Source organism: Blastococcus carthaginiensis, from assembly GCF_030731085.1.
GTDB classification, from domain to species: Bacteria; Actinomycetota; Actinomycetes; order Mycobacteriales; family Geodermatophilaceae; genus Blastococcus; species Blastococcus carthaginiensis.
The window spans coordinates 115,870-138,803 of record NZ_JASNFN010000011.1 but is presented as its reverse complement, the minus strand read 5'-3'; the positions used below and the strand labels follow the sequence as shown (position 1 = coordinate 138,803).

The 22,934-nt window shown below is 74.4% G+C and carries 18 protein-coding genes; 12 read left to right on the top strand and 6 right to left on the bottom strand.

The features are described from left to right. Positions 1-25: 25 nt before the first annotated feature. A complete protein-coding gene (ligA, locus tag QOZ88_RS11255; protein ID WP_305999858.1) occupies positions 26-2,167 on the top strand; it encodes an NAD-dependent DNA ligase LigA in 2,142 nt (713 codons plus the stop codon). A 61-nt stretch (positions 2,168-2,228) separates the two neighbouring features. Here ligA and QOZ88_RS11250 read toward each other — a convergent pair whose 3' ends face one another. Further along, positions 2,229-4,373, bottom strand: a complete 2,145-nt coding sequence (locus QOZ88_RS11250) for a DUF222 domain-containing protein (RefSeq protein ID WP_305999857.1) — start codon at positions 4,371-4,373, stop codon at positions 2,229-2,231. A gap of 281 nt (positions 4,374-4,654) precedes the next feature. Further along, positions 4,655-5,329, bottom strand: coding sequence for an ACT domain-containing protein (locus tag QOZ88_RS11245; RefSeq protein WP_305999856.1), 675 nt, complete (start codon positions 5,327-5,329; stop codon positions 4,655-4,657). A gap of 170 nt (positions 5,330-5,499) precedes the next feature. On the opposite strand from QOZ88_RS11245, the gene gatC reads away from it, so the two are divergent. Genes gatC through QOZ88_RS11225 form a run of 4 tightly spaced genes read left to right on the top strand, consistent with a single transcriptional unit; the run spans position 5,500 to position 9,017 of the window. After that, on the top strand, positions 5,500-5,817 hold the full coding sequence (gene gatC, locus QOZ88_RS11240) for an Asp-tRNA(Asn)/Glu-tRNA(Gln) amidotransferase subunit GatC (protein WP_091933348.1): 318 nt from the start codon (positions 5,500-5,502) through the stop codon (positions 5,815-5,817). Continuing rightward, positions 5,814-7,352, top strand: a complete 1,539-nt coding sequence (gatA, locus tag QOZ88_RS11235; RefSeq protein WP_305999855.1) for an Asp-tRNA(Asn)/Glu-tRNA(Gln) amidotransferase subunit GatA — start codon at positions 5,814-5,816, stop codon at positions 7,350-7,352. The genes gatC and gatA overlap by 4 nt, the downstream gene beginning before the upstream one ends. Further along, positions 7,349-8,848 (top strand): Asp-tRNA(Asn)/Glu-tRNA(Gln) amidotransferase subunit GatB, encoded by a 1,500-nt coding sequence (gatB, locus tag QOZ88_RS11230; protein ID WP_305999854.1) that lies wholly within the window; start codon positions 7,349-7,351, stop codon positions 8,846-8,848. Before gatA ends, gatB begins: the two co-directional genes overlap by 4 nt. Positions 8,849-8,858: 10 nt before the next feature. After that, positions 8,859-9,017, top strand: coding sequence for a hypothetical protein (locus QOZ88_RS11225; RefSeq protein ID WP_305999853.1), 159 nt, complete (start codon positions 8,859-8,861; stop codon positions 9,015-9,017). Between the two features lie 55 nt (positions 9,018-9,072). On the opposite strand, the gene QOZ88_RS11220 is transcribed toward QOZ88_RS11225, so the two are convergent. After that, complete coding sequence (locus QOZ88_RS11220) at positions 9,073-10,203, bottom strand: PQQ-dependent sugar dehydrogenase (RefSeq protein WP_305999852.1); 1,131 nt, start codon at positions 10,201-10,203, stop codon at positions 9,073-9,075. A 73-nt stretch (positions 10,204-10,276) separates the two neighbouring features. Between QOZ88_RS11220 and QOZ88_RS11215 the strand changes: the two genes are divergently transcribed. Beyond that, positions 10,277-11,215 carry a 2-hydroxyacid dehydrogenase gene (locus tag QOZ88_RS11215; RefSeq protein ID WP_305999851.1) on the top strand — a complete coding sequence of 313 codons (939 nt, stop codon included), beginning with the start codon at positions 10,277-10,279 and terminating at the stop codon, positions 11,213-11,215. Here QOZ88_RS11215 and QOZ88_RS11210 read toward each other — a convergent pair. Continuing rightward, positions 11,209-11,595 carry a PH domain-containing protein gene (locus QOZ88_RS11210; RefSeq protein WP_305999850.1) on the bottom strand — a complete coding sequence of 129 codons (387 nt, stop codon included), beginning with the start codon at positions 11,593-11,595 and terminating at the stop codon, positions 11,209-11,211. The two genes, QOZ88_RS11215 and QOZ88_RS11210, sit on opposite strands and share 7 nt — an antisense overlap. Positions 11,596-11,658: 63 nt before the next feature. Between QOZ88_RS11210 and ilvD the strand changes: the two genes are divergently transcribed. From ilvD to ilvC, 5 genes are all read left to right on the top strand, one after another. Next, a complete protein-coding gene (ilvD, locus tag QOZ88_RS11205) occupies positions 11,659-13,383 on the top strand; it encodes a dihydroxy-acid dehydratase (protein WP_305999849.1) in 1,725 nt (574 codons plus the stop codon). A 70-nt stretch (positions 13,384-13,453) separates the two neighbouring features. Beyond that, a complete protein-coding gene (locus QOZ88_RS11200) occupies positions 13,454-16,285 on the top strand; it encodes a putative bifunctional diguanylate cyclase/phosphodiesterase (RefSeq protein WP_305999848.1) in 2,832 nt (943 codons plus the stop codon). Positions 16,286-16,519: 234 nt separating this feature from the next. After that, positions 16,520-18,403 carry an acetolactate synthase large subunit gene (locus QOZ88_RS11195; RefSeq protein WP_305999847.1) on the top strand — a complete coding sequence of 628 codons (1,884 nt, stop codon included), beginning with the start codon at positions 16,520-16,522 and terminating at the stop codon, positions 18,401-18,403. Between the two features lie 5 nt (positions 18,404-18,408). Further along, the gene (ilvN, locus tag QOZ88_RS11190) at positions 18,409-18,936 is read left to right on the top strand and encodes an acetolactate synthase small subunit (protein WP_305999846.1); all 528 of its coding nucleotides are present in this window, start codon (positions 18,409-18,411) and stop codon (positions 18,934-18,936) included. A 37-nt stretch (positions 18,937-18,973) separates the two neighbouring features. After that, positions 18,974-20,002: a ketol-acid reductoisomerase gene (gene ilvC, locus QOZ88_RS11185; protein WP_305999845.1), complete on the top strand. Its 1,029-nt coding sequence runs from the start codon at positions 18,974-18,976 to the stop codon at positions 20,000-20,002. 57 nt (positions 20,003-20,059) lie between these two features. Here the strand turns inward: ilvC and QOZ88_RS11180 are convergent, their stop codons facing one another. Then, the gene (locus tag QOZ88_RS11180) at positions 20,060-20,653 is read right to left on the bottom strand and encodes a hypothetical protein (RefSeq protein WP_305999844.1); all 594 of its coding nucleotides are present in this window, start codon (positions 20,651-20,653) and stop codon (positions 20,060-20,062) included. A gap of 122 nt (positions 20,654-20,775) precedes the next feature. Next, entirely contained in the window at positions 20,776-21,513 is a 738-nt protein-coding gene (locus QOZ88_RS11175; RefSeq protein ID WP_305999843.1) for a hypothetical protein, read from the bottom strand. A gap of 186 nt (positions 21,514-21,699) precedes the next feature. Between QOZ88_RS11175 and QOZ88_RS11170 the strand changes: the two genes are divergently transcribed. Next, entirely contained in the window at positions 21,700-22,722 is a 1,023-nt protein-coding gene (locus tag QOZ88_RS11170; protein WP_305999842.1) for a 3-isopropylmalate dehydrogenase, read from the top strand. The last annotated feature ends 212 nt before the right edge of the window (positions 22,723-22,934 follow it).

Genomic DNA, 22,934 nt, shown 5'->3' with positions numbered 1-22,934 from the left:
CGTACCCGCCGGATACCGTTCGACCGTGAGCACCGACGCCGACCTCGTCGAACCGTCCGTCACCCCGGTGGCCGACCGCGAGGACCTCACCGAGGTCCCCGACGACGTGCGCACCCGGCACCGCGACCTCTCCGAGGAGCTGGACCGGAACGCGTTCGCCTACTACGTGCGCGACGAGCCGCTGATCAGCGACGGCCAGTACGACGAGCTCATGGGGGAGCTGAAGGCGATCGAGGCCGCGCACCCGGCGCTGGTCACGCCCGATTCGCCCAGCCAGAAGGTCAACGGCGGCTTCACCGCCACCTTCGCGCCGGTGCAGCACCTGGAGCGGATGCAGAGCCTCGACAACGCCTTTAGCAGCGACGAGCTGTCGGCCTGGGCGGCGCGGGTCGAGCGGGAGGGGGCGGCAGGGGGCAGCTACCTCTGCGAGCTGAAGGTCGACGGTGTGGCCGTGGACCTGGTCTACGAGAAGGGCCGCCTGGTCCGCGCCGCCACCCGGGGCGACGGCGTGACGGGGGAGGACGTCACCGCGAACGTCCGCACGATGCGCGACGTCCCCCAGCAGCTCACCGGCGAGGACGTGCCCGAGCTGCTCGAGGTCCGCGGCGAGATCTACTTCCCGGTGGCGGCGTTCGCCGACGTCAACGCGGCCATGGTGGAGCAGGGGCGGCCGCCGTTCGCCAACCCGCGCAACGCCGCGGCCGGCTCGCTGCGCCAGAAGGACCCGAAGGTCACCGCGTCCCGGCCGTTGCGGCTGGTGGTCCACGGCCTGGGCGCCCGCACCGGGTTCGAGCCGGAGCGCCAGTCGGCCGCGTACGAGGGGCTGCGGGCGCTCGGCCTGCCGGTGAGCGACCGCTTCGAGGTCGTGGCCGACCTCGAGGGCGTGTGGGCCTACATCGAGCGCTACCGCGAGCAGCGCCACTCCGTGGAGCACGAGATCGACGGCGTGGTCGTCAAGGTCGACCAGGTGGCGCTGCAGCGGCGGCTGGGCTCGACGTCCCGGGCGCCGCGCTGGGCGATCGCGTTCAAGTACCCGCCGGAGGAGGCGACGACGAAGCTCGTCGACATCCGGGTCAACGTGGGGCGCACCGGGCGGGTGACGCCGTTCGCGTTCATGGAGCCGGTGAAGGTGGCCGGCTCCACCGTGCAGCTGGCCACGCTGCACAACGCGAGCGAGGTGAAGCGGAAGGGCGTGCTGATCGGCGACACCGTCGTCATCCGGAAGGCGGGCGACGTGATCCCCGAGGTGCTCGGCCCGGTGGTCGCGGCCCGGACGGGTGACGAGCGCGAGTTCGTCATGCCGACCCACTGCCCCGAGTGCGGCACCGAGCTCCGGCCGGAGAAGGAGGGCGACGCCGACATCCGCTGCCCCAATGCGCGGTCCTGCCCGGCGCAGTTGCGGGAGCGGGTCTTCCACGTGGCCGGGCGCGGGGCGTTCGACATCGAGAACCTCGGTTACGAGGCGGCGGTCGCGCTGCTGCAGAGCCGGCTGCTCACCGACGAGGGCGATCTATTCTTCCTGGACGAGGAGCAGCTGCAACGCTCGGCGTTCTTCACGCGCAAGAACGGCACGCTGTCGGCCAACGGCGCCAAGCTGCTCACCAACCTGCAGGCCCGCCGCGACGTACCGCTGTGGCGGGTGCTCGTGGCGCTGTCCATCCGGCACGTGGGCCCCACCGCCGCGCAGGCGCTGGCCCGTGACTTCCGCTCGATGGACCGGATCATGGCCGCGACGGAGGAGGAGCTGGCCGCCGCCGACGGGGTCGGTCCGACGATCGCGCGGTCCGTGCGCGACTGGTTCGCCGTCGACTGGCACTGCGACGTCGTGGAGAAGTGGCGGCAGGCCGGCGTGCGGATGGCCGACGCGGCCGAGGACGCGCCGCCCGGTCCCCTCACCGGCGTCACCGTCGTCGTCACCGGTTCGCTGCGCGACCTCAGCCGCGACCAGGCGGTCGCGGCGATCCAGGAACGCGGCGGCAAGGTGACCGGGTCGGTGTCGAGGAAGACCGGCTTCGTGGTGGTGGGCGCCGACCCCGGCAGCAAGTACGACAAGGCCGTCCAGGTGAAGGCGCCGATCCTCGACGACGACGGCTTCCGCGTGCTGCTCCACCAGGGCCCGGATGCCGCCCGCGAGGTCGCGACCATCGGCGACGGCAGCGAGCAGTAGCCCTCGGCGACCGCGCCCGCATCGTGGCGCCCTGCCGTCGGCCGCGCCATCGGTCATCGGGTCAGAAGGACGGGGGAGTGGTCGTCGCGGTCAGGCCGGTCGGGGTGGTGACGGTCAGCCGCCCGTCGGACGCCAGCTCGTACTGCCAGCCCGGCGCCTGGTGCTTGCCCCGGTGGTGGCCGGTGCAGAAGCCGGTGAGGTTCTCCGTGCTGGTCGGCCCCTCGGGCCAGGGGCGGTCGTGGTCGAGCTCCCCGCCGAGCGGCACGCGCCGGCGGCAGCCGGGGAAGCGGCAGCGACGGTCGCGGGCACGGAGGTAACGGTCCAGCGCGGCGCCGGGACGGTACCCGTCGGTCGGGCCGGGTGGGCCCAGCCCCGGACGGCCGGTGAGGTCGTGCGTGCACCGGGCCGGCGCGCGGCGGCAGGTGGCGTCGTCGCAGTGGGCCAGGCGGCGGAGCTCACGGCTGTCGGTGAGTGCGAGCAGCGCGCCGGTGAGCTCGTCGACCACCGCGATCCGTGGCCGGTCGACGAGCGTCCCGCCGCCGCCGGCGTCGAGCAGCGCGGCCAGGGCTGCCCGGCAGGTCTCCTCGGCCGCGGCGCACGCCTCCAGGTCGCTCGGGGCACCGGTGACCCGGCCGGCGGCGCTGCGCAGCCAGGTGCTCTCGTCCGCGCGGTCGGCGCGCTGGGCGTCGGCCACCGCCCGACGGGCGTGACCGATCGCCCGATCCAGCCCGAGCAGGGCGTCCGCGGCAGCCTGCAGCGACGCATGTGCGGTGGCCCATCGAGAGGCGCCGCTGCTGTTGCCGTCGCCCGCCGTTGATTCGGCATCGGGGCCGGTCTCGCGGTTCCGTTGCGGTTCGGGGCCCGGATCGGCGACCTCTTCCGGTCCCGGGTCCGGCACCGGGTCGGCGAACGCCCCTGCGGCGTCGAGCCAGGCCGCGATGCTGGCCTCCTCGGCCCACCGCCGGAGCAGCTCGTCCTCCGGGGTGTAGTCCGCGCCGCCCCACTCACCCCGGTGGGCGCGGGCCTCGACCTCCGCCCACCACCGCTCGTCGGCCTCCCGCCACTCCGCAGGCCAGGTGCGGAGCGGCCAGCAATCGGTGGGGCAGTCGTCATCGGGCCGTGCGTCGGCGCCGCGGGCGTCCTCCGGCCAGGCATCGACCGGGCTGTTCTCCGTCGGCGAGTCAGCGGCAGTGGGCGCGCTCGTGGTGCTGGCCTCGCCGGGATCCGGCGCCGCCCCGGGCAGCAGGCCCAAGGCGCGGGCGAGGGTGCGGACGACCTCGGCCGGCACGGGCTCGCCGCCGATCTCGCCGGGCTGGTCGCCACCGAGCAGGGCCCGCACACCGGCCACCACGGTCAGCTGCGCCTGCACGGCGGGGAGGTCGTTCTCCTCCGGCTGCAGCACCAGGTCGAGCAGGCAGTCGGCCATCTTCTGACCGCGGGTGCGGGAGTCGTCCGGCTCGTCGAGCGCGTCGACGTACCGGCCGAGCGCATCGAGCAGCGCCTGCGCCTCGGGCACCGTGAGGAGTGCGCCGAAGGCAGCCATGCCCTCGCGCCGATCGGACCGGACGGAGACCCCTCGCTCGCGCAGCGACGCCGCGAGCCGGGCGGCCACGTCGCGCGCATCGCGGGCCAGGCCGAGCCGGCGCGCCTTGGCGCCGAGCTGCGCCGGGGTGGTCACCCGGCCGGACGTCCATGCGAGCAGGTCGCGCTCCACGGCGGCCCGCTTCGCCGCGTCGGCGATGGGCGCCACCCGCTCGAGCATCGGCCAGAGGTGCCCCGGGTGGAGCTCCCCGCGCTCCAGTGCGGCCAACGTCGCCGGGAGCCGGTGCACCAGCGTGAGGGACCGGGTGAGCAGCTGCTCGGCGGCCTGGGCGGAGAGGGACAGCGCCACGACGAGCTCCTGCACCGCCCACTCGCTGACGTCGGCCAGCACCTCCGGCCGGGCGGCGCGACGAGCCTCGCTCATCGCCCCCGGCTGCCCGGCCGGCCGGTCGGCCGACGCGGGACGGGCGGCGGCGAACTCGGCCACCGCACGTGCGCGGACGGCGGTCTGACGGGCGATCTCGCGGTCGGCTGCCTGCACGATCCCGAGCGGGCCGGTGGCCCACCCCGCCGGCGGTGCAGCGGCTGCGGAGTTCGACGACGTGCCCGACGCGGCGGGGTCGGATGCGGACTCCGCCGCTTCCCGTGCCGCCACCTGCGCCATGCGCTCGATCATATGTTCGAACGATGATCGAACGCAAGAGCTGTGGACGCGTTCGCGCAGGCCAGAAGGCCGGGTGGTCGGCCTGGCCGCAGTGGGCACGGCACGCGGGCCGGGCACGGAGACCCGGGCGGCCCGGGTGACGTCGGTGCACACGGGACGCGGGGGACGGCGCGACCTCCGGAGAGGAGCCCAGGGCGTCGCTGCGGTGGGAGTCGGCGCTCCGGACGAGGAGGCCGCAGGCGTCGCAGCGGTGGGAGCCGGCGCTCCGGGGAACGACGGCGTCAGGCGGGCGGGAGGTGGGCCACCGTCGTCGCGATGCCGGTGACGTGCGCCAGCCGGAGCAGCTCCGACCGGCGGAAGGCCGGCCCGCCGGAACGACCCAGCACGATCGCGCGGCCGGCCCCGTAGGGCACCGCCATCATCTCGATGGCCATCTCCTGCCACCGCTCGGGCAGCCACGGCCCGTCGCTGGGCAGCAGCCGCGGCCCCGTCAGCGGGAGCCACGGCAGGGTCAGGCCGGGGAAGGAGGGCGCGGCCTCCGACGCGGCGAGCACCGCACCCTCGTCCAGCGGGGCCGGCTGCCCCGCGTCGTCGAGGACCACCGCCCACCCGCTGTGGAAGACCCGCGGCAGCGACCTGGTCAGCAGCACGGTCGGCGGGCGGTCACCGCGGGCCAGCGCGTCCAGCAGGTCCAGCTCCCGGTGGGTGTCCAGCGGGCCGGCGAAAGGGCGCAGCGACTCCACCTGCACCCCGGGCACGGCCTGGGCGACGGTGATCAGGCTGTCGGGCAACCGGTCGCCGGGCAGGTCCACGACGACGTCGTCCACCGCGATGCCGTTGCCGCGCTCGAGCACGTCCAGCGAGACGATGTCGATGCCCGCGGTGCCGAGCGCCGTGGCGACGGCGCCGAGGATGCCCGGCCGGTCGGGCAGGACCAGGCGCAGGAGATAGGACACGGTTCCTCCGAGGGGCGTGCTCGCCGGTTCGGGCCGATCTCCGTCGATCGCGGTCGGGGTGAGCCTCTCACGCTGACCAGGGCCGGGAGGCCTCCACGTACAGTGACCCGGTCACGTCCCGGGCCGAGAGCGGGCCGCCGGGCACTGCCGAAGTGGAGTTCCACCGCAGCATGAGCACCCCCTCCCCGAAGGGCCAACTGACCCGCGACGAGGTGGCCCACCTGGCGCACCTGTCCCGGCTCGCGGTGAGCGACGAGGAGCTGGACCTCTTCGCCGGCCAGCTCGCCGCCGTGCTGGACGCCGTCGCGCAGGTCGGCAAGGCCGATGTCGCCGACGTGCCGCCCACCACGCACGCGGTGCCGATGACCAACGTCATGCGTCCCGACGCCGTCCGGCCCAGCCTGCCCCGCGACGTCGTCCTCGACGGCGCGCCGGCGGCGGAGGACGACCGCTTCCGGGTGCCGCGGATCCTCGGGGAGGAGGCGTGAGCGACGTGACCGCCACGGACATCACCACCACCAGCGCCGCCGCGCTCGGCGAGGCGCTGCGGGCCGGTGAGCTCAGCTCGGTCGAGGTGACCCGGGCCTACCTCGACCGCATCGCCGCGGCCGACGAGACGATCGGCGCCTACCTGCACGTCGACGCCGGGGCCGCGATGGAGTCTGCGGAGGCGATCGACGCCGCCCGCGCGCAGGGCGAGGAGCTCGGCCCGCTGGCCGGCGTCCCGCTCGCGCTGAAGGACGTCGTCGTCACCGAGGGCGTGCCCACGACCAGCGGCTCCAAGATCCTTGAGGGCTGGCGGCCGCCGTACGACGCCACCCTCGCCGCCCGCCTGAAGGCCGCCGGCACGGTGCTGCTCGGCAAGACCAACATGGACGAGTTCGCGATGGGCTCCTCCACCGAGAACTCCGCCTACCGGGTCACCCGCAACCCGTGGGACACCGACCGCATCCCGGGCGGCTCGTCGGGTGGCTCCTCGGCCGCGGTCGCCGCCGGGCTCGCCCCGTGGGCGATCGGCACGGACACCGGCGGGTCGATCCGCCAGCCCGCCGCCGTCACCGGCCTGGTCGGCCACAAGCCGACCTACGGTTCGGTCTCCCGCTACGGGCTCATCGCGTTCTCCTCCAGCCTCGACCAGGCCGGCCCCATGACGCGCACGGTGCTGGACGCCGCGCTGCTGCACGAGGCGATCGCCGGGCACGACCCGTTGGACTCGACGAGCATCGACGCGCCGGTGCCCGTGCTGGCCGAGGCCGCCCGCCGCGGCGCCGGGGGCGACCTGGCCGGCCTGCGGGTCGGCGTCGTCACCGAGCTGGGCGGGGAGGGCCACACCGACGGGTACGAGCCCGGGGTGCTGGCGCGCGTCGCCGAGGCGGTCGCGCTGCTGGAAGGCATGGGCGCCGAGGTCCGGCAGGTCTCCTGCCCGGCGTTCGACCTGGCGCTGCCGGCCTACTACCTCATCGCGCCGAGCGAGGCGTCGTCCAACCTGGCCCGCTTCGACGGCGTCCGGTACGGCCTGCGGGTCGGCGACGACGGCAGCCGCGACCTCGACGAGGTCATGGCGCTGACGCGCGAGCAGGGCTTCGGCCCCGAGGTGAAGCGCCGCATCATCCTCGGCACCTACGCGCTGTCCAGCGGCTACTACGAGGCCTACTACGGGCAGGCGCAGAAGGTCCGCACCCTGATCACGCGCGACTTCACCACCGCCTGGGACGACGTCGACGTGCTGGTCAGCCCGACCAGCCCGACGGTGGCCTGGTCGATCGGCGCCCGCGTGGACGACCCGATCGCCATGTACGCCGCCGACCTGTGCACGCTGCCGGCCAGCCTTGCGGGCATCCCGGCCATCTCGGTGCCGTGCGGGCTCTCCGAGGGTCTGCCCGTCGGCTTCCAGATCATGGCGCCGGCCCTGGCCGACGACCGCTGCTACCGGGTCGCGGCCGCGCTGGAGGCCGCGCAGGACGCCGCCCGCGGGCACGCGCTGCTGGCCGGGATCGGCTCGAAGGAGAACGCCCCCTCATGACCGACACCCTCGTGGACTACGACGAGGTCCTGACCCGCTACGAGCCGGTCATCGGCCTGGAGACCCACGTCGAGCTGGGCACCGCGTCGAAGATGTTCTGCGGTTGCTCGACCACCTTCGGCGCCGAGCCCAACACCCAGACCTGCCCGGTCTGCCTGGGGCTGCCCGGCTCGCTGCCGGTGGTCAACGCCGACGCCATCGAGTCGACCATCCGCATCGGCCTGGCGCTGGGCTGCCGGATCGCGTCGTGGTCGCGGTTCGCCCGGAAGAACTACTTCTACCCGGACATCCCCAAGGGCTTCCAGACCAGCCAGTACGACGAGCCGCTGTGCACGGCCGGGCACCTGGACGTCGAGGTCGACGGCGAGACCTACCGCGTCGAGATCGAGCGGGTGCACATCGAGGAGGACACCGGCAAGAACCTGCACGTCGGTGGTGCCACCGGGCGCATCCACGGCGCCGACCACTCGCTGGTCGACTACAACCGCGCCGGCATCCCGCTGGTCGAGATCGTGACCCGCCCGATCCCGGGGACCGGGGCCAAGGCGCCCGAGGTCGCGAAGGCCTACGTCACCGAGCTGCGGGAGATCCTGCTGGCGCTCGGCGTGTCCGAGGTCCGGATGGAGCAGGGCAACCTGCGCTCGGACGTGAACACCTCGCTGGCGCCGATCGGCAGCCTGGAGTGGGGCACCCGCACCGAGACCAAGAACGTGAACTCGCTGCGCTCGGTGGAGCGCTCGGTGCGCTTCGAGATGCGCCGCCAGGCCGCCGTCCTGGACGCCGGTCAGCGCGTGGTGCAGGAGACCCGGCACTTCCACGAGGACACCGGCAGCACGTCGGAGGGCCGCAGCAAGGAGGAGGCGACCGACTACCGGTACTTCCCCGAGCCCGACCTCGTGCCGCTCGCGCCGGACGAGGAGTGGATCGAGAAGCTCCGGGCCGCGCTGCCCGAGCTGCCCGCGGCCCGCCGGGCGCGGCTGCAGGAGGAGTGGGGGCTCTCGGCCACCGAGATGGCGTGGCTGGTCAACGCCGGCGCCCTCGGCCTGGTGAGCGAGACCGTCGCCGCCGGCGCCTCGCCGGCCGACGCCCGCAAGTGGTGGCTGGGCGAGCTGGCCCGCCGGGCCAACGACGCCGGCGTGGACCTCGCGGAGCTGCCGGTCACGCCGCGGCAGGTCGCCGAGCTGGCGGGCCTGGTGCAGGCGGGCACGGTGAACGACCAGCTCGCCCGGCAGGCCCTGGACGGCGTGCTCGCCGGCGAGGGCGATCCGGCGGCGGTCGTCGAGTCCCGCGGCCTGGCCATCATGGGGGAGTCCGACGAGCTCGTCGCCGCGGTCGACGCCGCCATCGAGGGCAACCCCGATGTCGCGGAGAAGGTGCGCGGCGGCAAGGTGCAGGCGATCGGCGCGCTGGTCGGCGCGGTCATGAAGACCACCCGCGGCAAGGCCGACGCCGCGACCGTGAAGCGGATGCTCGAGGAGCGGCTGATCGGCTCCTAGCCTGGGCGGCGTGGAGCTGCCCGAGGTCGAGCTGCGGCCGCTGCGGCGCGCCGACCGGCCGCTGCTGGCGCGTTGGCCGGCCGAGACCCTGGTCCCGGTGGTGGCGGCCGACGAGGCCCCCTGGCGGGCGCTGGCGGCGGGCGGTCACCACCTGGTTCGCGGAGGGTGAGCTGACCCCGGACACCTCCCGGCAGCACGTCGTCCACCGGTTCACGCGCTGAGTGCTACAGCGGCGAGTTCGGCTGGCCGCCGGGCGGGCGGATCCGCAGCACCTTGTCGTCGTCCTCAGCGGGTGAGCCGATGCCGTCGTGGTTGGACGTGGTCACCCAGAGCGCACCCTCGGCATCGAGGACGACGGTGCGCAGCCGGCCGTACCGGCCGCCGAGCACCTCGTCGACGGCGCCGTCGACCGGGACGCCGTTCTGGTCGAGGGTGATGACGTGCACCCGCTGCCCGTCCAGGGCGCCGAGGAACACCGTGCCGTTCGCCACCGCGCAGCCGCCCAGCCCGCCCTCCTCGGCCGGGACCGTCAGCAGGGCGACGCCCGGGCCGTCCTCCTGGACGACGTCCACCTCGTCGGGGCCCTCGCGCGCCTCGTCGGTCGCGTACAGCCGCTCGCCGTCCTGGCAGAGCGCCGTCACGTCGCGGTACCCCCAGCTGTACACCGGGCTGAGGCTCTGCACCGCGCGCCCGAAGACGTCGATGCGCAGCACCTTGCCGGCCAGCGACTCCGGGTCCGCCGCGAGCGCCGGGTCCCCGGTGTCGCCGGTGCCGATGTAGAGGTGCCCGTCGGCGCCGGTCATCAGCGCGCCGCCGTTGCCGGTCTCGCCGCGCGGGATGCCGGTGAGCACCGGGTTCGGCGTCCCACCGATCGGGAAGCGCACCACCCGGTTGTCGGTCGCCGTGGTGATGTAGGCGAACAGCAGCCCGTCCTCGAGGAAGGTGGGGGAGAGCGCCAGCCCCAGGAGCCCGCCGTCGCCGCTGGTGTCCAGCCCCGGCACGGTCATGAGCTCCACCGCCGGCGACCGGTCGGGGAAGACCTGCAGCAGCCGCCCGGTGTCCCGCTCGCCGACGACGGCCGAGCCGTCGGGCAGCAGCACCAGGCCGGTGGGCACGCTCAGCCCGCTGGCGACCACGTTGGGGTCGCCCTGCTCCTCGCCCGAGCCGGGCTGCGCGGGGTCCGCGGGCGGCGGCAGGGTCGCCGTGGGCGGGCCGACCTGCGGCGGAGGGCCCTCCGGCAGCGGGCGGAAGGGGCCGGCGGGCTCGTAGCCGCCACCGCCGCAGCCGGCCAGCAGCAGGCCGGCGAGCAGCGCGGCGGCCGCGCGCGGTGCGCTCCGCGCCCTCGTCCGCCTCACCCGGCCCAGAGTACGTGCGGCGGACGCGCGGCCGGGGTGCGCACGCGGGCGCGCTGCTGGCTAGCGTGAAGCGGTGACGACCCTGGAGCTGGCGGCGGACGAGACGCTGCACGTGCTGGTCCCGTCCCGGCGGCTGGCCGAGGCGGTGGAGGAGCTGTCCCCGCGGGTGCGGGCGCGCAGCTGGAAGCCGGAGGACGAACTACCCCACGGGGAGGCCGCGCAGGCCCAGGTCTGGGTGCCCTCGACACGGACCGCGCCGGAGGGTCTGCTCGAGGCGCTGCCACGCCTGCGGCTGGTGCAGCTGACCAGTGCCGGCGCCGAGGGGTTCGCGGGGCGGATGCCCGAGGGCGTCGTGCTGTGCAATGCCCGCGGCGCGCACACCCCGGCCACCGCGGAGTGGGTCATGGCGGCGACGCTCGCCGCCCAGCGCGGGCTGCCCTTCTTCGTCCGCGAGCACGAGGCCCGCCGGTGGTCGTTCACCACGCACCGGTCGCTGGTCGGCGCCCGGGTGCTGGTGATCGGCGCCGGTGACATCGCGACCACGGTGGGCCGCATGCTCGCCGGGTTCGACGTGCGGCTCACCTACGTCGCGCGCCGCCCGCGGGAGGGGGTGCGCACCATGTCGGAGCTGCCCCAGCTGCTGCCCGAGGCCGACGTCGTCGTGCTGCTCGTGCCCCTGACGCCCGAGACCACCGGGATGGTCGACGCGCGCTTCCTGACCGCCCTGCCCGACGGCGCGCTGCTGGTCAACGCCGCCCGCGGTCCGGTCGTCGACACCGGGGCGCTGCTGGCCGAGCTCACCTCGGGCCGGCTGCGCGCGGCGGTCGACGTCACCGATCCCGAGCCGCTCCCGGAGGGGCATCCGCTGTGGTGCGCGCCGAACCTGCTGCTCACCCCGCACATCGGCGGTGAGGTGCCCGAGACGTGGGAGCGGGCGACGGCGGCGGTCACCGAGCAGATCGGCCGCATCCTCGCGGGGCAGCCGCTGGCGAACGTCGTCGGCGACTACTGATCCGCCGGGCGGGCGGAGGGGTCGGCGAGGCGCCCGCCCGAGGCGGCGGCCAGGCGGGGCAGGTCGCGCACCCGGAGCACCGGCAGCCGCACCTCGGTCCCGCCCGTCGTTCCCAGCCACACGTCGCCGCGCCCGCCCAGCCGGAGGCGGGAGAGCTCCGACCAGGCCACGGTGCGGGAACCCAGCAGCGAGCGGGCGGTGATCCCGTCGTCGCCGACGTCGACCCCGGTCCGCAGCACCCACGCGGCCACCACGGCCGGGATCACCAGGAGCAGGAGGGTCCACGGGCTGACCAGGGCGGTGGGGAGGACGCAGAGGGCCAGGATGATCACGGGCAGCAGCGCGCTCCGGTTCATCCGGAAGCGGGCGGGAGGCGTCACGGAGGGCGATCCTCCCACCCGCGCCCCGCAGCCCGTCGGGGGACGGGCCTACCATCCCCGCTCGTGACGATCGGCGAGGACCTCATCCCCGGAAACGAGCCCGCGGGCGCGACCCACAGCCCGCTCAAGCCCCGCAGCCACGAGGTGACCGACGGGCTGGCGAAGGCCCCGGCGCGCGCGATGCTCCGGGCGGTGGGCATGGGCGACGACGATTTCGCCAAGCCGCAGATCGGCGTCGCCTCGTCGTGGAACGAGATCACCCCGTGCAATCTGTCGCTGGACCGGCTGGCCAAGCGGGCCAAGGAGGGCGTGCACGCCGCCGGCGGGTTCCCGCTGGAGTTCGGCACGATCTCGGTGTCCGACGGCATCTCCATGGGTCACGAGGGCATGCGCGCCTCGCTGGTCTCCCGCGAGGTGATCGCCGACTCGGTCGAGACCGTCATGTTCGCCGAGCGGCTGGACGGCTCGGTCCTGCTCGCGGGCTGCGACAAGTCGCTGCCCGGCATGCTCATGGCCGCCGCGCGGCTGGACCTGGCCAGCGTCTTCCTGTACTCGGGTTCCACGCTGCCGGGCAAGCTCGGCGACCGGGACCTGACGATCATCGACGTCTTCGAAGGCGTCGGCGCGTGCGCCCGCGGGCTGATCACCCAGGACGAGCTCGACGCGATCGAGAAGGCCGCCTGCCCGGGCATGGGCTCCTGCGGCGGCATGTACACCGCCAACACGATGGCCAGCGTCGCCGAGGCGATCGGCATGGCCCTCCCCGGCAGCGCCGCGCCGCCCGCCCCCGACAGCCGGCGCGACGCGTACGCGGTCGCCTCCGGCGAGGCGGTGGTCAACCTGCTGCGCAAGGGGATCACCGCGCGGCAGATCATGACCCGCGAGGCCTTCGAGAACGCCATCACCGTCGTCATGGCGCTGGGCGGCTCGACCAACGCGGTGCTGCACCTGCTCGCCATGGCGCACGAGGCCCAGGTCGAGCTGACCCTCGACGACTTCAACCGCATCGGCGACCGGACGCCGCACCTCGCGGACGTGAAGCCCTTCGGCAAGTACGTCATGACCGACGTCGACCGGGTCGGTGGCGTGCCGGTCGTCCTGCGCGCGCTGCTCGACGCCGGGCTCCTGCACGGGGACGCGCTCACCGTGACCGGGAAGACGATGGCCGAGAACCTGGCCGAGATCGCCCCGCCGGACCTCGACGGCACGATCGTGCACGCCATGAACGACCCGATCCACCGCACCGGGGGGCTGAGCATCCTGCGCGGTTCGCTGGCACCCGAGGGCGCCGTGGTGAAGTCGGCCGGCTTCGACGCCGACGTCTTCGAGGGCACCGCCCGGGTCTTCGACGGCGAGCAGGGGGCCATGGACGCCGTCACCGACGGCACGCTGCAGCCCGGTGACGTCGTCGTCATCCGCTACGAGGGCCCGCGGGGCGGCCCGGGGATGCGCGAGATGCTCGCGGTCACCGGCGCCATCAAGGGCGCCGGCCTCGGCAAGGACGTCCTGCTGCTCACCGACGGCCGGTTCTCCGGCGGCACCACGGGCCTGTGCATCGGCCACGTCGCCCCCGAGGCCACCGACGGCGGCCCGATCGCCTTCGTGCGCGACGGCGACCGGATCCGGCTGGACCTGACCACCCGCACCCTCGACCTGCTGGTCGACGCCGACGAGCTGGCCCGCCGGGCCGAGGGCTGGGCGCCGCTCCCGCCGCGGTACACCACCGGCGTGCTCGGCAAGTACGCCAAGCTGGTCGGGTCGGCGGCGCAGGGCGCCATCTGCGGCTGACCCCCCCCGACGGGGTGACACCGGGGCGGTACCGGCTCAGCGGGACCGCCCCGGTGCCGATCCGGTGGTCGTGAGCACGTGGCCCGAGCAGCCCGGTGGCAGGCACGTGTTCGTGCCGTCGCACCCGTGGCTCCGCCCTGCCCCGCGGCTGCCGGTCGCGGTGCAGGTCCCGGCCGCACGCGAGGACGCCCGGTGCCGGCGGGAGTCGGCCACGGCGTTCGCGGTCCTCGGGCTGCTGGCCGCGCTGACCGTGGCGGTCCAGCTGCTGTCCGGCCCCCTCGCGCACCGGACCACCCCGCTGCTGCTGGCGCTCTCGTCCGCGGTCGCGGCGGGGGTCGTCGTCCGGCACGGCAACCGGCTCGACCGCCGGTCGCGCCGGCCCTGGCGCGCCCTCGCCCTCGTCGCCGCCCTGCTGGTCTGCGGACAGCTCGTGTCGGTCGTCGACCCCGGCGGTGCGCACGCGCAGAGCATCTGGGCACACGTGCCGCAGGTCCTCGCCGTCCCCCTCGCGGTCGCGAGCTGCCTGTCGCTCCTGCCGCCCCGCGCCGGTCGCCGGCCGGGTGTGCGCGAGCTCCTCGACGGCGCGGTCGTGCTCGTGGCGCTGGTGCTGGTCGGCTCGCTGGTGCTCTCGGACGCCGTCGCCGGCCGCCGCGGTCCGGTCGACACGCTGCTGGCCGTCGGCTACCCCGTCTCGGGCGCGCTGCTCTGCGGCGTGGCCCTGATGGCCGTCTCGCGCGTACCGCGGGTGCGCCGGCGGTCGGCCGTCTGGCTGCTGGTCACGATGGTCGCCCTGGTCGTCGTCGCGATCGCGGGTGCGCTCGCCAACGTGGTGGGCGACGCCGCCTCCGGTGTGCTGACGGTGGTGGCGTGGTCGGGCATGCTGGCCGCCGCCGTGCGCGCCGTCGACGAGGACCCCGGCCAGCCGGTCACGGGTGCCGGGGAACCCGCGGTTCCCGCGCTGCTCGCTGTGGTCCTGGGCCACCCCACCAGCTACGGCGTGGCCGGCGTCGTGGTGGCGCTGCTCAGCGCCGGGCACGCGTTCACGCTCCTCGAGCAGGGGCTGGTCGTCCTGCTCGTCCTGCTGATGTCGGTGCGCGGGCTGCTCTGGGCCGCCGACGACGCGCGGTTGACCCGCCGGCTGGCGCAGACGGAGGCGTACTTCCGGGCGCTGGCCGCCAGCGCCGAGGACGTCACCGTCGTCCTGGACGACGACGGCCGGGTGCACTGGGTCTCCGGCGCGGTGCACAGCCAGCTCGGGTGGTCCGAGCGGGAGCTCACCGGCCGCCGGCTGGCCGACCTGGTCGACGCCGACGACGGCGTGGTGCTGGAGGACGTCCTGCGCGGCAGCGTGCCGGCGGATCCCGCCGCGCTGCCGCCGACCGTCCGCATGGTCACCCGCGGCGGCGACCGGCGCGACGTCGAGCTCTCCGGTGCCGCCCGCGCCGGGGTGCCGGGGAGCGCGCTGCGCGCGGGTCTCGTGCTCCACCTGCGCGACGTCACCGCGCACCGCTCCACCCAGCGCGAGCTCGAGCGCATGGCCTGGACCGACTACCTCACCGGGCTGCCCAACCGGGCCCGGTTCCTCTCCTCGCTCGAGGACGCACGCGGCCGGGCCGCCGAAGGCCGGCCGAGCTGCGTGCTGCTGGTCGACCTCGACGGCTTCAAGGCCGTCAACGACGTCGCCGGGCACGAGGCCGGCGACGCACTGCTCACCCAGGTGGCCGACCAGCTGCGCACCGGTGCCCGGGAGCAGGACCTCGTCGCCCGGCTCGGCGGCGACGAGTTCGCGCTCCTGGTGCCCGGCGGTCTCCAGGAGGCCACCGGACTGGCCGAGCGGCTGGTCGTGTCCCTGGACCGGCCGTTCCGGGCGCCGTCGCCCGACGGGCAGGGCGCCGGCCCGCGGTTCGCCGTCTCGGGCAGCATCGGCCTGGCCGAGCTCGACCCCGCCGCCGACGTGTCGGCCACCGTCCGGCAGGCCGACCTGGCCCTGCGCGCGGCCAAGGCCGCGGGCAAGCGCTGCGTGCGCTCCTCGGGCGAGGCGGTCGACGCGGCGGTCGGCCGGCGCACCCGGCTGGCCCGCGACCTGCCCGCGGCGATCGCCGAGGGCCAGCTGCGGGTGCTGTACCAGCCCGTCGTCGGCGTGCACGACCGCCGCGTGCTCGGGCTGGAGGCGCTGGTGCGCTGGGAGCACCCGCTCCTGGGCACCGTGCCGCCGGACGAGTTCATCCCGCTCGCGGAGGAGGACGGGCTGATCGTCCCGCTCCAGCGCTGGGTGCTCCGGGTGGCGACCGAGCAGGCGGCGGTGCTGCTGGCCGACGGCTGGGACGTGCAGACGGGCGTCAACGTCTCGGTGCGCCACCTGCAGGCCGGCTGCCTGGCCCCGGACGTCGCGGCCGTGCTCGCCGCGGCGCAGCTGCCCGCCGACAAGCTCATCCTGGAGATCACCGAGTCGGTGCTGCTGGACGCGCACGAGGGGGCGCTCGGCGACCTGGAGACGCTGCGCGGCATGGGCGTCGTGCTCTCGCTGGACGACTTCGGGCGGGGGTGGTCCTCGCTGGCGTACCTGGCCCGGCTGCCGGTGCAGATCCTGAAGATGGACCGCGAGTTCGTGGCCGGCATCGACACGGATCCGCGCGGTCGCGCGCTGGTGGCCAGCGTCGTGGAGCTCGGCCGCGCGCTCGGCATGGACGTCGTCGCCGAGGGCGTGGAGACCGAGGCCCAGCTGGCCGAGCTGCAGGCCATGGACTGCCGCTACCTGCAGGGTTACCTCTTCGGGCGGCCGATGCCCTTCGCCGAGCTGCGCGCGCTGCTCGCCGGCTTCGACGACTCGGTATTGGACGTCCCCGAGCCCCCCGCGACGAAAATGGACGGAGGTGTCCACCTGGTGGGACGCGACGGTTGACGGCGGGCGGGCCGCGGGCGCACAGTGTCCCCGTGCCTCGCACCAGCATGCCCGCCGACGCCCGCACCCCCGGCGTCCTCGTAATCGCCTAGCGCGTCCGGTCACCGACCGACGCGCTGACCCTTCGTGCCCGGGGCACGAGGGGTTTTTTGTTGGCCGTGACCTGCCGCACAGCGAGCACGTCGTCCGTCGCACCAGCCCGTACCACGCCGCAAGGCACAGGAGACCCGCGCGATGACCACCACCCCGAACGAGGCCCCCGACTCCGAGGCCGCCACCCGCGAGGCCGCCGCGGCGCTGACCGGTGTCGAGACCACGGCCCGCTCCGTGGCCGAGGCCGCCGCCCAGCCCGTGGCCGGCATCACCGGCGCGCAGAGCCTCGTCCGCTCCCTCGAGGCGGTCGGCGTCGACGTGGTCTTCGGCATCCCCGGCGGCGCGATCCTGCCGGCGTACGACCCGCTCTTCGACTCGCACGTGCGCCACGTGCTGGTCCGCCACGAGCAGGGCGCCGGCCACGCCGCCACCGGGTACGCCCAGGCGACCGGCCGGGTCGGCGTCTGCATGGCGACCTCCGGGCCCGGCGCCACGAACCTGGTCACCCCGCTGGCCGACGCCTACATGGACTCGGTCCCGATCGTCGCGATCACCGGGCAGGTCCCCAGCGCCGCGATCGGCACCGACGCCTTCCAGGAGGCCGACATCCGCGGCATCACGATGCCGGTCACCAAGCACAACTTCCTGGTGACCAGCGCCGCGGAGATCCCGCAGCGGATCGCCGAGGCGTTCCACCTGGCCTCCACCGGCCGGCCCGGTCCGGTGCTGGTGGACATCCCGAAGGACGTGCTGCAGGCGACCACCGACTTCACCTGGCCGCCGCGGCTCGACCTCCCCGGCTACAAGCCGACCACCCGTCCGCACGGCAAGCAGGTCCGCGAGGCGGCGGCGCTGGTCGCCGGCGCCCGCCGGCCGGTCCTCTACGTCGGTGGTGGTGTGCTCAAGGCGCAGGCGACCGAGGAGCTGGCCGCGCTGGCCGCGCTGACCGGGGCCCCGGTCGTCACCACCCTCATGGCCCGCGGCGCTTTCCCCGACGGCAGCCCCCAGCACCTGGGCATGCCCGGCATGCACGGCACCGTCGCGGCGGTGACCGCGCTGCAGAAGGCCGACCTGATCGTCGCCCTGGGTGCCCGGTTCGACGACCGGGTGACCGGGCAGCTGTCGAGCTTCGCGCCCGAGGCGCTGGTGGTCCACGCCGACATCGACCCGGCCGAGATCGGCAAGAACCGCAAGGCCGACGTGCCGATCGTGGGCGACGCGAAGGAGACCATCGCGCAGCTGGTCGAGGCGCTGAGCGCCGAGCACGAGGCCGGCCGCACGCCCGACCTCGTGGCCTGGTGGGCCCAGCTGGAGGACTGGCGGGAGCGCTACCCGCTCGGCTACGACTGGCCCGAGGACGGCGCGCTGTCCCCGCAGTACGTGATCGAGCGGCTGGGGGCCATCGCGGGGCCCGGGGCGATCTACACCTCCGGCGTCGGCCAGCACCAGATGTGGGCCGCGCAGTTCATCTCCTACGAGAAGCCCGGCACCTGGCTCAACAGCGGCGGGCTCGGCACGATGGGATACGCCGTGCCCGCGGCGATGGGTGCCAAGTACGGCTGCCCCGGGACCACCGTGTGGGCCATCGACGGTGACGGCTGCTTCCAGATGACCAACCAGGAGCTCGCGACCTGCGCCATCGAGGGGATCCCGGTCAAGGTCGCCGTCATCAACAACGGCAACCTCGGCATGGTCCGGCAGTGGCAGACCCTGTTCTACGAGGGCCGCTACTCGAACACGAAGCTGCACGCGCGCCATGCCGACGGCACCCCGAAGCCGGTGCGCATCCCCGACTTCGTCGCCCTGGCCGAGGCCCTGGGCTGCGTGGGGCTCCGGTGCGAGACCAAGGAGGAGGTCGACGCGGTCATCCAGAAGGCGATGGAGATCGACGACGCCCCGGTGGTCATCGACTTCGTGGTCGGGGCCGACGCCCAGGTGTGGCCGATGGTGGCCGCCGGCGCGAGCAACGACGACATCCTGGCCGCGCGCGACCTGCGCCCGGTCTTCGGCGACGGGCAGGTGTGAACCAGATGAGCAGGCACACGCTCTCGGTGCTGGTCGAGAACAAGTCCGGTGTGCTGGCCCGCGTCTCGGCGCTGTTCAGCCGCCGCGGGTTCAACATCGAGTCGCTCGCGGTGGGGCCGACGGAGAACCCCGACCTCTCCCGCATGACGATCGTCGTCGACGCGGAGAGCCAGCCGCTCGAGCAGATCACCAAGCAGCTGAACAAGCTCATCGAGATCATCAAGATCGTCGAGCTGGACGGCGAGGCCGCCGTGCAGCGCGAACTGCTGCTGGTCAAGGTCCGCGCGCCGATGACCGAGCGCACCCAGGTGCTGCAGACCGCGGAGCTGTTCCGGGCGCGCGTCGTCGACGTCAACCCGGACACCGTGACGCTGGAGGCCACCGGGACACCCGACAAGCTCCAGGCGCTGCTCGCGGTGCTCGCGCCGCTGGGCATCAAGGAGATGGCCCAGTCCGGCACCGTCGCCCTGGGGCGGGGACCGCGCGCGATGTCCGGCGCCGGTACCTTGCGCCCGGTCGAACGCAGCGCCTAAGTCTTCGCACCTCCAACCGAAGGGAACAACCACCAGCATGGCCGCCGAGATCTTCTACGACGACGACGCCGACCTCTCGATCATCCAGGGGCGGACCGTCGCCGTCCTGGGCTACGGCAGCCAGGGCCACGCCCACGCGCTGTCGCTGCGCGACTCCGGCGTCGACGTCCGCGTCGGCCTGCCCGAGGGCAGCAAGAGCCGGGCCAAGGCCGAGGCCGAGGGCCTGCGGGTGGTCACGCCGGCCGAGGCGGCCGCCGAGGCCGACCTGATCATGATCCTGGCCCCGGACCACGTGCAGCGGCATCTGTACACCGAGTCGGTCGAGCCCAACCTGCAGGACGGCGACGCGCTGTTCTTCGGCCACGGCTTCAACATCCGCTTCGGCTACATCAAGCCCCCGGCCGGCGTCGACGTCGCGATGGTCGCCCCGAAGGGCCCCGGCCACCTGGTGCGCCGGGAGTTCGAGAACGGCAAGGGCGTGCCCTGCCTCGTCGCCGTCGAGCAGGACGCCGGCGGCAGCGCGCTCCCGCTCGCGCTCTCCTACGCGAAGGGCATCGGCGGCACCCGCGCCGGCGTCATCCGGACGACCTTCGCCGAGGAGACCGAGACCGACCTCTTCGGCGAGCAGGCCGTGCTCTGCGGTGGCGCGAGCGCGCTGATCACCGCCGGGTTCGAGACCCTCACCGAGGCCGGATACCAGCCCGAGGTCGCCTACTTCGAGTGCCTGCACGAGCTGAAGCTGATCGTCGACCTCATGTACGAGGGCGGCATCGCCAAGCAGCGCTGGTCGGTGTCCGACACCGCCGAGTACGGCGACTACACCTCCGGCCCGAAGGTCATCGACGCCCGCGTCAAGGAGTCGATGAAGGAGGTCCTCGACGCGATCAAGGACGGCTCGTGGGCCGCGGCCTTCATCGCCGACCAGGACGCCGGGGCGCCGGACTTCACGGCCAAGCGGGCCGCCGCCGAGGCGCACCCGATCGAGGAGACCGGGCGCAAGCTGCGCGGGCTCATGAGCTGGGTGTCGGCGTCCGACGACTACACCGGCACCGCCGCCCGCAACTGATGGACGACGGCCCCCGCTGCCCGAGGCAGCGGGGGCCGTCGTGCGTCCGGCGGGAGGTCAGACGGACTGACCGCGCGAGGCGAAGTACCGCCGGGACTGCTCGGTGCGGAGCAGCACCACGACCAGGATCGGCAGCACGAAGCCCAGCAGGCCGGTGAAGACGAACCCCTCGTCCTGGACGAGGCCCCAGAGCAGGTACAGCAGTTGCAGCCCGATCGACGCGTAGCTGCCCAGCAGCAGCAGCCGCGGCTCCTGCCCCCGCAGCACCTGGATGCCGCCGATGAGCAGGACGACGGCCGCCGCGAACGACAGCAGCGCCAGGATGCCCAGCAGCGCGTCGATCTCGAAGACCGCACCGATGGCGAAGAGGGTGAGGAGCCCGCCCAGCGTGCCCAGGCCGCCGATCACCACCCCGATGATCGCCGCCGCGGTGACCTGACTCGGGCGCTGCCCGCCGGGCGCCTGCCCGTAGCCGGCCGGGGCGTCGGGGTAGCCGCCGGGCTGCTGGCCGTAGCCCTGCCCGTACTGCTGGGGGTTCTGCTGGCCGTACCCCGGGGCCGGCTGCTGGCCGGGCGGCGGCCCCCAGTCCGGCTGCCCCTGCGGTGAGCTGCCCTGCGGGTGGTCGGGATCGGGACCGGTGGAGCTGGACATCGCGGTTTCCTCCTGCTCGGGGTCCTCGTCGTGACCGACGGGGAACGGGTCGTAGGAATGGTCACACCGGCGTCGGGCCGGGGCAGCACCGGCCGGAGTTTCTCCGGCCGGAACCACCCGGTTCAGCGACCGGTGCGGCGGTAGCGGTGGGCGGCGAAGAACTGGGCGGCCGGCTTGAGCGACAGCAGGACGACGATCGCGAGCGCCGCCAGGAAGAAGAGCAGGTTCACCACGACGTCCCCGGCGGTGCCGTCGACCACGCTGCCGAGGAGCCCGATGGTGGTGAAGGTGAGGGCGATCGAGCCGCCGACGAGCAGCAGCACCCGGCTGCGGCCGGTCAGGGCCCACACCGCACCCCAGACCATCACGACCGTCCACGCCAGGGCGAGCACGCCGAAGCCGAGGAGCGCGCCCCCGACGGCACCGGTGACCGCGCCGAAGCCGGGGATCTCCTCGTCCAGACCGCCGCCGGCGCCGCTGGCGGCGGCGCCGATGATCAGGAGGAAGAAGGTGACCAGCAGCCCGATCGCGCCGTAGACGAAGCCGAGCACGGCCGCCGTGATCACCCCGCCCGGCTTCGCGGGCACGCCGGGGTCGCCGTACCCGCCGTAGGGCTGGGGCTGCTGGCCGTAGGGGGACGGTGCTCCGTACTGCTGCCCGTAGCCCTGCGGCTGCCCGTACTGGGGTTGCCCGTACTGCGGCTGTCCGTACTGCGGTTGGCCGTACTGGCCATACCCCTGCTGCCCGTGCTGCGGCTGACCGTACTGCTGCTGCTCGTAGGAGGGCTGGCCGTGCTCCTGCCCGCTCCCGGCGCCGTACGGCTGGGACTCGGAACGACGCTGGTCGTCGGACTGGCTCACTGTTCTCCTCCGTCGGGGCCGGCCTGCGCCGGCGTCACGGTCAGGATGGCGGTGCCCCCGAGCGGGGGCAAGGACCGCCGCGGTCGGCCGGGATGGCCGGGACGACGGGGCCGGCGAGCGTTTCCACCGGAGCGTCGGCAGCCCGGCCCGCAGACCCGGCCACCGTCTGACCTAGTGTCCCTTCCCATGCGCCTGGCAGTGATCCCCGGAGACGGCATCGGTTCCGAGGTCGTGGCGGAGGGCCTCAAGGTCCTCCGCGCGGTCGCTCCCGACCTGGAGACGACGCCCTACGACCTGGGCGCCGCGCGCTGGCAGCGCACCGGTGAGCTGCTGCCGGACACGGTGCTCGACGAACTCCGCCAGCACGACGCCATCCTGCTCGGCGCCATCGGCGACCCCAGCGTCCCGCCGGGCATCCTCGAGCGCGGGCTGCTGCTGCGGCTGCGCTTCGAGCTCGACCACCACGTCAACCTGCGCCCCGCGAAGCTGTTCGACGGCGTCCGCAGCCCGCTGGCCGACGCCGGGCCGATCGACATGCTGTGCGTCCGCGAGGGCACCGAGGGGCCTTACGTCGGCAACGGCGGGGTGCTGCGCAAGGACACCCCGCAGGAGGTCGCCACCGAGGTCAGCCTCAACACCGCCTTCGGCGTGGAGCGCGTGGTCCGGTACGCGTTCGAGCGGGCCGTCACCCGTCCGCGCAAGCACCTGACCCTGATCCACAAGACCAACGTGCTCACCCACGCCGGGGGTCTCTGGTCGCGGGTCGTGGAGGAGGTGTCGGTCGAGTTCCCGGAGGTCAGCGTCGCCTACCAGCACGTCGACGCCGCCTCGATGTTCTTCATCACCGACCCGTGCCGCTACGACGTCATCGTCACCGACAACCTCTTCGGCGACATCGTCACCGATGTCGCCGCCGCGGTGACCGGTGGCATCGGGCTGGCGGCCAGCGGCAACCTGGACGCCTCGGGCACCAACCCGAGCATGTTCGAGCCGGTGCACGGCTCGGCTCCCGACATCGCCGGCCAGGGCATCGCCGACCCGACCGCCACCGTGCTGTCGGTCGGGTTGCTGCTCGAGCACCTGGGCCGCAGCGAGCAGGCGCGCAAGGTCGACGCGGCGGTCGCCTTCGACCTGTCCACGCGGGACCCGCGGGCGACGATCCGCACGGCCGAGGTGGGCGACCGCCTCGCGGCGCTCGCCGGCGGCTGAGGAGCGGCCGGGTTCAGGCCCCCCGGGGGCCGCCCTCTGCGCCCGGGCGCCGGCGGGGGGGGGCCGCCCGCGGCGGGCGGACCCGCGGTGAGGACGGCGATCATGGTCGGGGCCGTTCCAGTTGTGATTGACTGACCGCGATGCACCCCACCGGCACGATCATCATCGCCTAGCGCGCAGTCACCTCCCCGACTGCGCGCAGACCTCCCGTA

Bases quoted from the DNA above. Each gene is read 5' to 3' on its own strand.
- QOZ88_RS11180 (WP_305999844.1), bottom strand. From the start codon at position 20,653: ATGTCCAGCTCCACCGGTCCCGATCCCGACCACCCGCAGGGCAGCTCA.
- QOZ88_RS11250 (WP_305999857.1), bottom strand. From the start codon at position 4,373: ATGGCGCAGGTGGCGGCACGGGAAGCGGCGGAGTCCGCATCCGACCCC.
- ilvN (WP_305999846.1), top strand. From the start codon at position 18,409: ATGAGCAGGCACACGCTCTCGGTGCTGGTCGAGAACAAGTCCGGTGTG.
- QOZ88_RS11170 (WP_305999842.1), top strand. From the start codon at position 21,700: ATGCGCCTGGCAGTGATCCCCGGAGACGGCATCGGTTCCGAGGTCGTG.
- QOZ88_RS11195 (WP_305999847.1), top strand. From the start codon at position 16,520: ATGACCACCACCCCGAACGAGGCCCCCGACTCCGAGGCCGCCACCCGC.
- ilvC (WP_305999845.1), top strand. From the start codon at position 18,974: ATGGCCGCCGAGATCTTCTACGACGACGACGCCGACCTCTCGATCATC.
- gatB (WP_305999854.1), top strand. From the start codon at position 7,349: ATGACCGACACCCTCGTGGACTACGACGAGGTCCTGACCCGCTACGAG.
- gatC (WP_091933348.1), top strand. From the start codon at position 5,500: ATGAGCACCCCCTCCCCGAAGGGCCAACTGACCCGCGACGAGGTGGCC.